Below are 13,933 nucleotides of genomic sequence, written 5' to 3'. Positions count from 1 at the left end.
GGCTGCGCGAAATCATTGACGCGCCGGTTTCGCCTGTGTCAGCAAGCCCTGCATCACGCGGTCTATGAAGCGCTCGAACGACAGATCGCCGCGAATGCGCTGCTCGCCGGCGTCGCCCATGCTTCTGGCCAGGCCTGGGTCGTCGAGCAGTTGCCCAAGCCGGTGCGCCAGCTCTTCCACCGAGTCGCCTTGCAGGCGGAAGCCCGTGACCCCGTCCTGTACCAGATCGTCGGCGCTGCCATCGGCGTAGCCTGAGACGACGGCAAGCCGATGGGCCATGGCCTCGTTGATGGCCAGGCCACCGGTGCCGGGCAGCACGAAGACATCGGCCGCGTCGAAATAGCTGCCAACACCGTCGACCACCCGCCCCGCGGCCAGCCAGTCGCTGCGTTGCGCGTAGCGCTGCTTGAGCGTGGCGAGATAGGGGCCGTCGCCAACCAGCAGGAAGAAGTTGCGCTCGTCCTTGAGCCGTGCAAGCGCCTCGAAAACCCGATCGAGGTTCTTCTCTTCCAGCACCGCACCAACGTAAAGCACGAGACGTTTGCCCGCCAACTGGGGGTGGCGTTGTTCCAGGCTCCGGCGCGCCTCGAGCTTGTCGCCAGCGACGATCGCCCCTTCGTCGATCGTGTTGTGCATCACCAGCGTCTGCTCGGGCCTGGCGCCATGGGCGATGGCGTAGCGCTTCGCGTTCGAGTGGTAGCACAGATGCATGTCGAAACGGGGAATGAACGCAGCCAGCACGCTGCGCTTGAGAAGCCCCGGGTTGTACTCGTAGCCGCATTGCCATGCCAGCAGACGACTACCCCATTTGCGCTTGTTCTTGGCAATCAGCCATTCGGACCAGGTGCCCGAATGGCACATCGTGACGATGATGTCCGGCCGTTGCTGCTCGAGTTGCTCAACCAGCCCTTGCTGGTGGCGCAGGGCATAGCTGCCTACATATTTCTCGGCCAGGGTGTAGAACCGCTGGTCGCCAACAACCGCCGTGGTGAGGGGCGCACGGCCCGTACCCGCTTGCGCGTGGCGCGCCGTGTACAAAGTGAATTGCCCGCCGAGATCCCTGACGCGCGACTCGATGGCTTGCAAGGTCGCACGGTGATAGTGCATGACGTAATCAAAAACAAAAGCGACCTTCATTCAGCCCAACTCCCCAAATGCCTGCCAACAGCCCAGCAACGCCTAACCCAGATGATGCTTGCGCTCCGCGCGGCGCCAGGCGCGCATGCCCTGCAGTCTGCCAAGGCTGGTCGCCAGTCCAACCACGCATGCCTGCCAGTTGAGCCGAAGCACAGCCTTGAGCACCGGCGCGACGAGGCCACGTGCCACGACCCAAGCGGAAAGACGATGCTTGGCATAGACGGCCCCGGTCCCTCGCGCTCTGGCCAGGGACGAGACCCATAGCCTGCGCGCAGGGATGGCGGCCTGCCTGCCATAGGCGTGATGAACCCGGGCCTCGCGGAGGCGCGCAACACGCGCGCCCGTGCCAAGCGCGCGCAGCACCAGATCAATCTCTTCGGCCGCGCCGAACCACTGCCCTACGCCCAGGCGCTCGTCAAAGCCTTGCAACTGCCTGGCCAGCTCGGCGCGCAGAAACAGCGAAATCGAGCTGGCCTCCCCGCCCCGATAAGCGCGCCATGCGGCCAGGTTGAGCTCGCTCCCGGAGGTCGCCTCGCCAAGCGCTGCACTCTGCTCGACCCAATTGATGCTGAGCCCACCCAATTCGGGCGATGCGGCAAATGCCGATAGCACTTGCTCAACGGTGTCCGGCTCATACCAACAGTCGTCGTCAGGGAAGGCCACATATAGGCCCCGCGCCTCGGTCAGGCCCAGATTGCGCGCGCCGGACAGGCTGGCTCGGTCCATGCGGTGATGGCGCACATCCAGCCCCGCCGCCTGAGCACGTGCGACGTGGGGCAGCAGGCGGGCATCGCGGTTCTGATCAATGACCAGTACTTCGAAGTCCTTGCTTGTTTGCGCGGCCAGTGCATCCAGGCACCTATCCAGATCGGTGGTCCGACCCACGGTGGCCAATATCAAGGAGAGCGCCGGCATGAGGTATCAGCCCCTGCCGGTCGCCAGCAGCACGCCGGGCAGGCTGCGCAACCAATAGGTCAGGTTGGCCCGCGCCTCCGGGCGCAGCAGCATTGCGCGCGCATGCGCGCCCTGGCCCGCTGCGCTCAGCGCACGCGCCACATTGATCAAATGCGAGGCCAGCAGTCTGCGCGCACCTGCGCGCATCTGCGTGGGGACCTCGCCGGCTTGCAATCGCCCGGCCAGGCGTTCGTAGCAGGGCAGCACCTGCTGTACCGGGCTGGCGGCGGTGGCACTGTTTGCCACCGCCTGCCTGTACTCGGCCAGCGGTGCGTTGCAATAGGCCAAGGGTGTGCGCTCGGCCAGGCGAAACCACATGTCCTGGTCTTCGCCTAATTTCTCGCCCACCGGAAACTGCAGGCCCTGCTCGATCACGAACTGTCGTTGCACCGCAATGCTGATGGTCGAAAGGAAGGGGCCGCGCGCCCAGCGCGCGTAGAAATCAGGGACCAGGAAGCAAGGCTCGGCCGGCAAGCCGGGGTCGTAGAGATGCGCGCGCCGCTGCCCGTCGGGCCATACGTCCCAATAGCCGGCGGCATAGGCCCGTGCCGTGGGGAAGTTGCGCTCCAGGGCGGCAATCGCGTCGAGGAAGCCGGGGCAGTACTGGTCGTCGGCATCGAGAAAGCAGACCAGACGACCGCGCGCCTCCGAGAAGCCCCGGTTGCGGGCCGCCGAGACGCCGGCATTGGCCTGCCGGACCAGACGCACGCCCGGCAGGGCGAGCTCACGCACCAGCTCGGCGCCCTGGTCGGTCGACCCATCGTCCACCACGATGACCTCACGGCTGTGCCGCGCGTCCTGAGCGGCAATCGAGTCGAGTGCCTGCGCAACAAAGGCCTGCTTGTTGTAGAGCGGTACGACGATCGAAAAATCCGGCGCTTGCATGCGGGCACGCTAAGCGGCGGCAAAGCGGAGCGCCGCGGGCTGCGGCGCGGGCTTCTTGCTGCCCGGGTTGATCAAGACCAGGCGAAACAGCACCAGATGCGTCAAGGTGTCGGCGTTGAACAGCGTATGAATGGACAGCGGCGCCTCGGTGACGCAGCGCGCCGCGACAAACAGGAACAGCGCCAGCGAGACACCCTTGCTAGCGGGTGCGGCGCGCCAGGCACACCAGCCCAGGCAGAGGAAGTAGACAACGAAGCAGGCCGCACCCACGCCGCCCGCCGTGCTGAGCGACTGGAAGAACTGGTTGTGCGCGCTGAAGGCGTAGAGCATGCCGATGCTGGCGCGGTGCGCGGGGCCCCAGGCCTCGGGGCCGTAGCCGAACAGGGGGTTGGCCTCCCAGGCGGCGATGGCCGCCTGCCAGATCGCGGCGCGGCCGGTGAGCGTGGACAGGTCGCTGCCAACCCGGCTGTAGAGGATCTTGGCGAGCAGCCGGTCGGTATCCAGCAGCAACAAGGCGGCGCATACGAAGACGCCCATGAAGATGACCGTCAGCAGGAAGCCCACGCGCATGCGCCCCTGCTCATCGCGCGACCAGCGGTACCAGGCCAGCACGGCCACCAGCAGGCCCGAGATGGCCCAGGCGGTCTTGGACTGCGCGAGCACCAGCACCACCAGCGCCACCAGCCAGGTCAGCGCACGCAGCAGCAGGCGGCGGCCCGGCAGCAGGTACTCCAGCAGCATCAGCAGCAGGGCGAGCGGACCGATGCTGTTGGCATGCGAGCCCAGCCCCCAGAAGCGGAAATTCAGTCCCGGCACCCAGCTACGCAGATAGGGCCGCTCCAGCACCAGATCGGGCTTCACCGCCACCAGGGCCAGGCTCAGCAGCAGCATGCCCAGCAGGCCGTATTTGAGCAGCCGCACCAGGGTGTCAGGGCATTCGTCGCGGCCGATGTAGACGGCGATGAACAACGCCGGCGCGTAGAACATGTTGTGCACAAAGGCCGGGTGGCTGCCGAAGGCGCTGCTCAGGACGGTGCCCGAGACGAAGAAGGCCATGAAGCTGAACATCAGCGCGGTGGCCGCCGGCCTCGATGGATTTGGCTGTCGGCGGCGCAGGTGGCCGAACGCGCGCGCAATGCTGAGGGCCAGCAGCGTTGCGGTAAACAGGCGCAACACGCTGCCGCCGCCGCCCCCCACGCCGCTTTGCAGGTCGGCATCGAAATCGGTCAGGCCGAGCTTGCGCCCCGAGGTGGCCGTGGCCACGCAGATGGCCAGCAGCATCAGCACGGGGAGCAGCGGTGTGACCCATCGGCCATGATGTTGCTCGGCGGAAAACACCGCCGCCTGCGCCAGCACCAGGCCCATCGCCAGGGCCAGGGCGATGCCGCCAAAGATCAGGAAGCTCAGCAGATCAGCGCTTGTCATTCAGACCCTCATGCCGGCGAGAAACGCCAATCGCGTTGAAATTGATGCAGGCAGCTTGCGCAGGACCTGCTCGAGCACGCGTTGCAGCGCGGGTGGAATTATCCAGGGCGCCAGGCGGATTGCGCACAAGTACAGGGCAAGGCCGGCGCCGGCAGCGAGCAGCAGGCGCAGCAGGGCGGGCAAGCCGGCCAACAGCGCCTCGGCGGCCAGCGCCAGCAAGACCATCAGCGCCGTCAGCAGCAGGCCGCCGCGCAGCGCCTCCCATAGCGCCGGCAGCGAAATGCCCATCATGCGTTGAGCCGACATCACCACCACCGTGCAGCGCACGGCGAACAGGCCCAGCACGCCCCAAGCCAGCGCGGCAATGCCCAGCGGCGCCAGCATCCAGCAGCCGAGCGCCCACAGCAGCGCGACCGGCAATTGCACGCGGAATTCGCGGCCGGCCTTGCCGCCCGTCCAGAGCATGGGCGTGGCCATGCCCCAGATCAGGAACAGCGGCATGGCCAATGCGAGGGGCCGGCAGACCTCGGCGGCGCCGGCCCATTTGCTGCCGTAGAGCACCAGGATGAAGGTGGGCGCCATGGCTGCCAGCATGGCAAACAGCGGCAGGACGAAACAGGCGATCGCCGCCACCAGCGCGGCGAAGCCCTGTGCGATGCTTGCCCTGCCGTCCTCCTCACGTTCGGCCATGCGCGCCGATGCCGAGAAGAACACCGGTTGCAACACGCCCAGCAGCGTGCTGGTGGGGTTGTAAAGCATGTTGTAGGTGGTGGCGTAGAGGCCGATCTCGCGGGCCGGAAACAGGCGACCGATGAAGACGCGGTCGGTGTTGTTGATGGCCCAGTTGAGGATGTTGGTCGCAAACACGGTGGCCCCGTAGGCGCTTTGCGCGCGCGCCTGCTCGTACCAGAGCTTGGGGCGCAAGGCATGCCGCGGCCCGGCGTAGAGGATCAGCCCGCTGACCAGGGTCTGCACCAACCAGGCCGCGATCAGCGCCTGCACATGCGGGTTCACCAACGCCATCGGGATGCCCACACAGAGATAGCCCAGCACATAGCCGACCAGTTGCGCGAGCTGAATGCGCTTGAAGTCCAGGCCCCGCTTGAGCAGGTTCAGCGATGGCGCGGCCAGGGCGTTGAGCAGGCACACGGGTGCAAGCGCGCGCACCACGCCGGCCGCACGCACATCGCCAAAGAAGCCGGCAATCGGCTCGGCCGCCCACCAGATCAGGCCCGTCACCAGGCTGCCGAGGATGAGCTGCCAGGTGAAGACGAAGCGCACGTCCACCGGGCTGACCTCCTTCTTCTGTATCAACCCGTATGCCAGGCCGACGTCGGAGAAGAAACCGCTGAAGCTGACCACGATGGCGCCGATGGCGAACAGGCCATACTCGGTAGGGCCCAGCAGGCGCGCCAGCACCACCTGGGTGCCGATCTGCAGCAGCATGCGCACGAGCGCGCCACCGGCGCCCCAGGACACGGCCGCCAGTGCTTTGGAACCCAGGCTTTGCGCCATTGTCTGCCGCTCAGGCCGGTGCTCGGCGTGCCAGGAAATCCTGATAGGCCAGTGCAATGCCCGCGCGCAGCGGCGTGCTGGCCGTCCAGCCCAGCCCCGTGAGGCGCGAGACATCCATCAGCTTGCGCGGCGTGCCGTCGGGCTTGCTGGCATCGAAGACGATGCGGCCGGCGAAGCCGATCACCGCCATGGTGGTCTCGGCCAGCTCGCGGATGCTCACGTCGGTGCCGGTGCCGATGTTGACGAGCGGGCCGTCGTAGCCACGCTCGGCGAGGAACACGCAGGCATCGGCCAGATCATCCACGTAGAGGAACTCGCGCATCGGCGTGCCGCTGCCCCAGACCACGTATTCGCTGTCGCCACGCAGCTTGGCCTCATGGGCCTTGCGTATCAGCGCCGGCAGCACATGGCTGCTGGCGAGGTCGTAGTTGTCGTTGGGCCCGTAGAGATTGGTGGGCATCACGCTGATGTACTGGCGGCCGTACTGGGCGTTGTAGGCCTCGCAGAGCTTGATGCCGGCGATCTTGGCGATCGCGTAGGGCTCGTTGGTGGGCTCCAGCGGGCCGGTCAGCAGATAGTCTTCCCGCAGCGGCTGCGGCGCCAGCTTGGGGTAGATGCAGCTGGAGCCGAGGAACATCAGGCGCTGTACGCCGGCTAGGTGCGCGCCATGGATCAGATTGGCCTCGATCATGAGGTTCTGATACAGGAAGTCGGCACGGTAGACGTTGTTGGCCTGGATGCCTCCCACCTTGGCCGCCGCAATGAAGATGTAGTCGGGCTGCTCGCGCGCCAGCCAGGCCTGCACGGCGCGTTGATCCAGCAGGTCCAGCTCGGTGCGACCGGCGGTGACGATGTTGGTGTAGCCGCCGCGCTGCAGCCGGCGCACCAGGGCCGAGCCCACCATGCCGCGATGGCCGGTGACGAAGATCTTGGCGCTCTTGCTGTCTGCTTGCATCTGCACGGCCGCGCTCACTCGTTGTAGTCGTAGGCCTGGAAGCCGGCGAGCTTGACGAGGCTGTCGCGGCGCGCGGCGGTGTAGTCGGCCAGCACCATCTCGCTCACCAGCTCGCGCAGCGTGGTCTTGGGCGTCCAGCCCAGCTTTTCCTTGGCCTTGCTGGGGTCGCCCAGCAGGGTCTCGACCTCGGTGGGGCGGAAGTAGCGCGGGTCGACCTTGACGATCACCTCACCCACCTTGCACTTGGCCTTGTCGCCCGTCACCGCCGCCACGCGGCCGATCTCGGCCGCGCCCTCGCCCTCGAAGGCGACCGTGATGCCCAGCTCGGCGGCGGCGAACTCAACGAACTGGCGCACGCTGTATTGCACGCCGGTGGCGATGACGAAGTCCTCGGGCTGCTGCTGCTGCAGCATCAGCCATTGCATCTCGACGTAGTCGCGCGCATGCCCCCAATCGCGCAGCGCGCTCATATTGCCGAGGTAGAGGCAGTCCTGCAGGCCCAGCGCGATGCGCGCGATGGCGCGCGTGATCTTGCGCGTCACGAAGGTCTCGCCGCGGATCGGGCTCTCGTGATTGAAGAGGATGCCGTTGCAGGCATACATGCCGTAGGCCTCGCGGTAGTTCACCGTGATCCAGTAGGCATACAGCTTGGCCACCGCGTAGGGGCTGCGCGGGTAGAAGGGTGTGGTCTCCTTCTGCGGGGTTTCCTGCACCAGGCCGTAGAGCTCGCTGGTGCTGGCCTGGTAGAAGCGCGTCTTCTTCTCCAGGCCGAGGATGCGGATCGCCTCCAGGATGCGCAGCGTGCCGATGCCATCGGCATTGGCGGTGTACTCGGGCGTCTCGAAGCTCACCGCCACATGGCTCATGGCGGCGAGGTTGTAGATCTCGTCGGGCTGCACCTGCTGGATGATGCGGATCAGGTTGGTGCTGTCGGTCAGGTCGCCATAGTGGAGCTTGAAGCTCTGGTGGTCGACATGCGGATCCTGGTAGAGGTGGTCGATGCGGTCGGTGTTGAACGAGGAGGCGCGGCGCTTGATGCCATGCACCTCGTAGCCCTTGTTCAGCAGCAGCTCGGCCAGGTAGGCGCCATCCTGCCCGGTCACACCCGTGATCAGTGCGACTTTCTTATCTTCCACGGCGAACTCCCATTCAATGTGTCAACTTGCTGCCATAGACCCGCGGCGCCAGGCCAGGGGCCATGCCGGCCTTCAATTCGGCGATGAAGCGGTCCTGCACCGCGAAGGCCGCCGTTTCGTCGGCACCGATGCTGGAGACGCGCACCAGCATGCCGTCGGGGATGATGCCGCGCAAGCCGTAGCGCATCTGCGCCAGCTTCTGATCCTGCCCGGACGCCGCGGTGTACTCGCCCACCGCAAACCAGAAGGTCACCGGCTCGATGCGCGAACCCAGCTTGGCCACCATGCGGCGCACCGGCAGCTGCGCATGATCCAGCGCAACCGCATCGTAGCGACGCGACAGGATGTCGAAGCCCTGGGCCGGGTAGCAGACATCGGGCCGGTGCGCGCGCGTGGCGTCCGATTGATCGCCGCCGTAGGCCACAGAAAGCATGATGCGCATGCCATGCTCGTTCACATAGGTGCGGCTGAGCACCTGCGCATAAAGCTCGTTGAGCTTGGCCTGCACGTCCGGTGAGACGATGCCCACCGGCATGCTGGTGTCTTCCGCCCAGGAACCGAACTTCTTGGGAAACAGCTGCTCCAGATCCAGCTTGGCCTGCTGATCGGCCAGATGGATGGTGGGCCTTGCCACATGGCCGGCGACGGACGCCGAAACCAGCAAAGCCGCCACCGCCAGGGCCTGCCAACGCACGCGCTTCATGCCGCCTGCCCCCGCTCGGCCTTGAAGAAGTAGCCCAGCAGCTTGTCCACCACCAGCATGAAGCCCAGCGCCAGCATGAACAGCACCATGCCGGCAAAGCCATGCACGAAGCCCTGGCCGGCCGCGTCACCAAAGTAATAGGTCACCAGCACCAGGATCATCACGCGGCAGATATTCGCCACGAAGGCGATGGGCACCAGCGCCACCGCCAGCGACACATTGCGCGCGACCGAGGTGTACTTCATCAGGTTCATGTAAAGCATGCCCAGCGCCTCGAGCGTGAACATCGAGTTCAGGCCCGCGCAGGCGTCGGCCACCAGCAACTGGTACTGCCCGACCGTCAGCGTCACGCCGGATCGACCCACCGGATAGCCGAGGTGATACAGCAGGGCGCTGGCCACCGCCGACACCGCCGATTTCAGCGGCGCGGTGACGGCCGCCACCAGGGCCTCGGGCAGGGGCACCATGAAGAGCAGGAAGAACAGCGGGAACCAGATCTTCCTCAAACCCTGCCAACCCTTGAACAGCAGGGCCAGGCCGCCGAGCACGCCGATTTGCGAGCCGATGGTGAAGATCCAGATGTCCTGCGACTTGCCCACCGCGAACAGCAGGGCCGAAAAAAGCAGCAGCGCGAAACCGCTGATCGGCGCGGCGCTGACCCGAAGCTCCGCCAACTCGTGGCGCGCGCCGTAAAGCAGCCACAGGCTGACGGCAAAGATGATGGGGCCATGGCCCTGCTCGTCCGAACTCCAGATCGTGCGACTGAGCTCGACGTACACCGGGCCGTACATGACCAGCAAGCCGGCAAGCACCAGCACAAGGGCCGGCACATCCATCGCGCGAGGGATCAGGGCAGAGTCGCTCTTTCCGGACATATGCAACAGCGACTCACGGGGAGCGCGCAATTCAGTGTTCGTTGAGGATGGCGCCGACCAGTTGCACCGAGCTGCCGGACAGGCTGGCCACCAGATCCTGCAGATCATCGACCTTGCTGGCGTCCTTGCGCGTCAACACCAGGGCCGCACCGCAGCGTGCCGCCACCATGCAGGCATCGGCACCCAGGCTGCCCGCGGCGGTGTCGACCACCACATGATCGAACTTGGCGCACAACTCGCGCATCAGCAGGCCGAAGGCCGGCCGCTCGATCAGCTCCAAGGGGTTGGGTGGGATCGGGCCACCCGGCAGCACGAACAGGCTGGTCACGCCCTCAACGGCCTGGATGACATGCCCCTCGGCGCGCCCGGACAAGACCGTCGACAGGCCCACCGCGTTGGGGATGCAGAACACCTCGTGCTGGCGCGGGCCGCGCAGGTCGGCGTCGACCAGCAGCGTGCGGCCGCCCAACTGCGCCAGGGCCACCGCCAGATTGGCGGCGAAGAAGGTCTTGCCATCACCGGTCTGCGGGCTGATCACGGCCAAGCCGTGGCGCGCCAGGGTGGCGTCGTTGTTCCAGCGCATGGTGATCTGGCTGCGCATCGCACGCATCGCCTCGGCCTGCACCGAGAAGGGCTGGTTCAAGGTCACCAGCTCCGGGCTGGAGACGCGCCGCTCGGCCGTGGCCAAGGGGTAATGGAACTGCTGCGCCAAGGCGCTGAGCACGTCGTCCTCGCTGGCCAGGCCCAGCGCAACGGCGGCCTCACCAAAGCGCAAGCCCTTGTCGCGCTGATAGGCCAACACCTTCTCGACCTCGGCAGCCGAGAGATTGCGCGCATCGCGGATGATGTCGCCGATGGATCGGTCGTGCAGGCTCGCCGCCGCCGGTTTTGCGCTCACGGTCTTGACTCCCTCTTCGTGCAGCTGTGTCATGTTCATGCACCCTTCCCGGCGCTTGGCAGATGGCCCAGCAGGCGCTGCTGCAGCAGATTGGCTTTGGCGGCGCGGCCGAACAGGCGGCGCGCATTGGGCTTGGGGAGCACGCCCACGATGGGCAGGCCCGACGCCAGCACGATGTCTTCGACGTTGCGTACGCGGCGATCGAGCAGTTCCAGCACCAGTACCACACCGGCGCCCAGCAGGGTGCCGCCAAACACCGCAATGATCATATTGAGCAGCAACTTCGGCGAGGTCGGCTCGGTGGGCGGCACGGCCTGCGTGAGCACGCTGACATTGCTCTGATTCGCCTGGCTCTCCAGCGTCGTCTGGTTCAGACGCTGCAGGATCTGGTCATAGGTACGCTGGGCGTTCTCGACGTCGCGCTGGATCACGGCGCCTTCGTCGCGCACGGCCTTCATCTGCAACACCTTGGAACGCTGGGCCTCCAGGGCGGCGCGCAGCTCGCCGACGCGCTGCTGGTTGATGCTGTTGGACAGGCCGATGCTGCTGGTGATCTTCGCCGTCTCCGCGTCGACGCGCAGGCGCAACTCGGCCAGATTGGCCTTGGCCTCCAGCACTTGCGGATGCTGGTCGCCCAGCTTGGCGTTGAGCTCCTGGAGACGTGCTTCCAGGCGCGCCTGGTCGGCCTTCAGGCTGGCAACCAGGCCGTTGCTGAGAACCTCCTGCATGCGCTCGGCGGAAGCACCCCTGGCGGCGGCCTGACGGCTCCCGGAATCGCTGGCCACCGCCTGCAAGCCCACCAACTGCGTGGACAGTTCGTTCAGGCGGGCGTTCTCCACGTCCAGACGCTCATCGGTGGCGATGATGCCCTTCTCCTTCTGGAACTCCGACAACCTGGTCTGCGCCTTCTCCAGGCTGTCGCGCGCCTCCTTGGAGCGACTGTCGAAGAAGGTCGAGTACTGCTTCGCCGGCTCGACGCGCAACTCCAGATTGGTTTCGAGATAGGCTTGCACGAAGGCGTTGGCAAGGCCCGCCGCAAAACGCGGATCGGGCGCCTTGTAGCCGATGCTGACCACGTTCGATTCACGCGAGGGCTTGACGTCCAGGCTCTTCTGGAACGAGTCGCTCAACCACTGCTCGATAGCGCCCTCGCCGCTGGTGGCTTCCATCCACTGCTCGCGGATCTGCGGGTTCTCGGCCAGCTTCAGGTTTCGCACCACCTTGTAGGCCACGCGGTCGCTCTGGATCACGTCGATCTGGGTCGCGATGAGGCTGGGGTTCAGGCCGCCGGAGTAGAGCACCGCGCTGAGCGGGTCCGGCTTGGCATCGATCACCACCGATGCCACCGCGGTGTACTTCTTGGGCCAGACCAGGCTTAGCACCAGGGTGACCAGCACCACACCGAAAAACACGCCGAGCAGCACCTTCAGGCGCGCACGAAGAATCGAAAGGAATTGCGCAAACGTCATGCTGACCTCGGCTTAGAACAAGCTCTCTTTGACGTACACCACGTCACCATCCTTCAGCTGCTCGTCCATCGCCGGCTGAATGACCTGGACCTTGCCGTCGCTGCCCTTGCGGTGCACGCGGATGCCCTTTTCGGTGCCGCGCTGGTTGATGCCGCCGCCGGTGGCCAGGCTCTGCATCAGGGTCATGCCGCGCTCCAGCCGCATCGGGCCGGGGCGCTGCACCTCGCCGTAGATGTAGACCATCGGGGCGCGGTCGACCCACAGCACGTCGCCGTTCTGGATCACCACGTCCTGGCCGCGGCCGCCGGGGGCGAAGATGGCGGGCAGGTCGATCTCGGTGCGGTAGGGCTGGCCGTTGCGGGTTCCGGTCAGCACCAGGGTCTCGCCGCCGGTGCCGGCCACGCCACCGGCATTGGCCAGCAGGTCGGTCAGGCGCGTGTCGGCCAGCTCCAGCGGGTACCGGCCGGGGCGGTTCACCTGGCCCAGCACGCTGGCCTGGTTGCCCTTGACCTGCAGCACCACGATGGTGACCTGCGGGTTCTTGACGAAGTTGCCCTTGCGCAGGCCGTCGGCGATCAGCGCCTCGGCCTGGGTGACCGAGAGGCCGCCGATGCGGATGGTGCCCAGCAGCGGGAAGGTCAGCACGCCGGCCTCGGAGACGCGCGTCTCGAGGGTCAGGTCTTGATTCTGGTAGACGCTGATGCGCAGCACGTCACCGGAACCCAGGCGATATTCGGCCGTGGCGGTGGTGGCGGCCTGCGCGAGCGCGCTGCCGGCAGAAAAAACGCCGGTCGACAAGGCGCCGACCAGCGCGAGGCATGCGCCGAGGCGCTGCGTGTGCTTGACGTGGCTGGCGATCATTTCTTCAGGCCCATTCCCTTGGAGATGGCGGAGGCGTCCAGGCCGCTGGCGGCCGGTGCGGGTGCGGGTGCGGGCGCTGCGACGGAGGCCGCCGGCGTGGCCTCGGCAGCCGGGGCCGCGCCGGGCGCGCCCTCGGCAAACTTGCCGACGTACTCGATCTTGGCAGCCTCGCGCAGGGCCTTCATGTCCTTCTGCACCAGCTCGCTCTTGCGCTGGTTGGTGAGGAACTGCTCGATCGCGGGGCGGGCCTGGTCCTCGCCGACCGGCTGGCTGCGCGAGCCCACCAGGAACAGCACCTGCAGGCCGTTGGGGCCCTGGCTGATGACGGAGTCGCCGTCCTTCATCGCGGCGATGCGGTCGAGGCTGGCGAGCGGCAGCTGCTCGGCGGCGCGCACGGCCTGGTTGCCGGTGAAGCGGAATTCATTGGCCTTCAGGAACTCGACGAACTCGCCCATGTTCTTGGCGGCCTGCAGCTTGCTGCGCAGGGTCTCGAGCTGATCGGGCTTGGCCTCGATGGCGATTTCCTGCAGGCTGTAGAGGCGGCGCTCCTTGAAGAGCGCGGGCTTGGCGCTGTAGTAGGCGGCGATCTCTTCGGCGGTGGGCTTGGCCACCGCCTCACCGGTGCGCTCGACATAGGCGCGGGCCAGGATCTCGCGCTTGGCGGCCTCAATCTGCTGCACCACGCGAGGGTCGCGATCGAGCTTGAGGTCCTGTGCCTTCTGCACCGCCAGCTCCTGCTCGATCAGGCGCTCCAGCACCTGGCGCGAGGCGGCTTCGGCCTGCTCGGGCTTGAGGCCTTGCTGGCGCTGCAGCACGAAGTTGATTTGATGAACGGTGATCTCTTCCTTGTTCACCTTGGCGGCGGTCTGGGAGGCCTTGTCGCCGCCCTTCTTGTCGCCGCAGCCGGCCAGCACCAGCGTGAGGGCGGCCGCTGCGATCACGGCCACGCGCAGACTCGCCGCGCCCTGCTTCTTCATCATCAAGTTCATTGCTTTGACTTTCTGTATTCCAAAGGACCCAGAGCCACCAACATCACAGTGATCATCGCTGTGCCCGGCTCTCCCCAACCCTGCACGGCCGCCCGCGCACAAGCACAGGCAGCACCCGGTCCGTCTTCGGC

Annotated in this window: 13 protein-coding genes; all 13 read right to left on the bottom strand. The window is 66.5% G+C overall.

The features are described 5' to 3' along the window. Positions 1-12: 12 nt before the first annotated feature. The 13 genes from PFX98_RS14045 to PFX98_RS13985 all read right to left on the bottom strand — a co-directional run bounded on the left by PFX98_RS14045 (position 13) and on the right by PFX98_RS13985 (position 13,802). Positions 13-1,137, bottom strand: a complete 1,125-nt coding sequence (locus tag PFX98_RS14045; protein ID WP_285231126.1) for a glycosyltransferase family 4 protein — start codon at positions 1,135-1,137, stop codon at positions 13-15. 42 nt (positions 1,138-1,179) lie between these two features. Continuing rightward, the gene (locus PFX98_RS14040; RefSeq protein ID WP_285231125.1) at positions 1,180-2,052 is read right to left on the bottom strand and encodes a glycosyltransferase family 2 protein; all 873 of its coding nucleotides are present in this window, start codon (positions 2,050-2,052) and stop codon (positions 1,180-1,182) included. A 6-nt stretch (positions 2,053-2,058) separates the two neighbouring features. After that, the gene (locus PFX98_RS14035; RefSeq protein ID WP_285231124.1) at positions 2,059-2,976 is read right to left on the bottom strand and encodes a glycosyltransferase family 2 protein; all 918 of its coding nucleotides are present in this window, start codon (positions 2,974-2,976) and stop codon (positions 2,059-2,061) included. Between the two features lie 9 nt (positions 2,977-2,985). After that, the gene (locus PFX98_RS14030; protein ID WP_285231123.1) at positions 2,986-4,401 is read right to left on the bottom strand and encodes an O-antigen ligase family protein; all 1,416 of its coding nucleotides are present in this window, start codon (positions 4,399-4,401) and stop codon (positions 2,986-2,988) included. Next, positions 4,402-5,916: a lipopolysaccharide biosynthesis protein gene (locus PFX98_RS14025; protein WP_285231122.1), complete on the bottom strand. Its 1,515-nt coding sequence runs from the start codon at positions 5,914-5,916 to the stop codon at positions 4,402-4,404. It abuts the gene before it with no gap. 10 nt (positions 5,917-5,926) lie between these two features. Further along, complete coding sequence (gene fcl / locus PFX98_RS14020; protein ID WP_285235593.1) at positions 5,927-6,871, bottom strand: GDP-L-fucose synthase; 945 nt, start codon at positions 6,869-6,871, stop codon at positions 5,927-5,929. 14 nt (positions 6,872-6,885) lie between these two features. After that, positions 6,886-8,007 (bottom strand): GDP-mannose 4,6-dehydratase, encoded by a 1,122-nt coding sequence (gmd, locus tag PFX98_RS14015; protein WP_285231121.1) that lies wholly within the window; start codon positions 8,005-8,007, stop codon positions 6,886-6,888. Positions 8,008-8,020: 13 nt separating this feature from the next. Next, positions 8,021-8,710: an exosortase-associated protein EpsI, B-type gene (gene epsI, locus PFX98_RS14010; RefSeq protein WP_285231120.1), complete on the bottom strand. Its 690-nt coding sequence runs from the start codon at positions 8,708-8,710 to the stop codon at positions 8,021-8,023. Beyond that, entirely contained in the window at positions 8,707-9,546 is an 840-nt protein-coding gene (xrtB, locus tag PFX98_RS14005; protein WP_285231119.1) for an exosortase B, read from the bottom strand. The genes epsI and xrtB overlap by 4 nt, the downstream gene beginning before the upstream one ends. Positions 9,547-9,616: 70 nt before the next feature. Next, the gene (locus tag PFX98_RS14000; RefSeq protein ID WP_285231118.1) at positions 9,617-10,483 is read right to left on the bottom strand and encodes a polysaccharide biosynthesis tyrosine autokinase; all 867 of its coding nucleotides are present in this window, start codon (positions 10,481-10,483) and stop codon (positions 9,617-9,619) included. A gap of 35 nt (positions 10,484-10,518) precedes the next feature. Beyond that, entirely contained in the window at positions 10,519-11,952 is a 1,434-nt protein-coding gene (gene epsF, locus PFX98_RS13995; RefSeq protein ID WP_285231117.1) for a chain length determinant protein EpsF, read from the bottom strand. Positions 11,953-11,964: 12 nt separating this feature from the next. After that, the gene (gene epsE / locus PFX98_RS13990) at positions 11,965-12,813 is read right to left on the bottom strand and encodes a polysaccharide export protein EpsE (protein ID WP_285231116.1); all 849 of its coding nucleotides are present in this window, start codon (positions 12,811-12,813) and stop codon (positions 11,965-11,967) included. Next, positions 12,810-13,802, bottom strand: a complete 993-nt coding sequence (locus tag PFX98_RS13985; RefSeq protein ID WP_285231115.1) for an EpsD family peptidyl-prolyl cis-trans isomerase — start codon at positions 13,800-13,802, stop codon at positions 12,810-12,812. Before PFX98_RS13985 ends, epsE begins: the two co-directional genes overlap by 4 nt. Positions 13,803-13,933 lie beyond the last annotated feature (131 nt).

It is taken from the genome of Paucibacter sediminis, assembly GCF_030254645.1.
GTDB lineage: Bacteria > Pseudomonadota > Gammaproteobacteria > Burkholderiales > Burkholderiaceae_C > Paucibacter_B > Paucibacter_B sediminis.
This window is presented reverse-complemented; position numbering and strand designations above follow the sequence as displayed.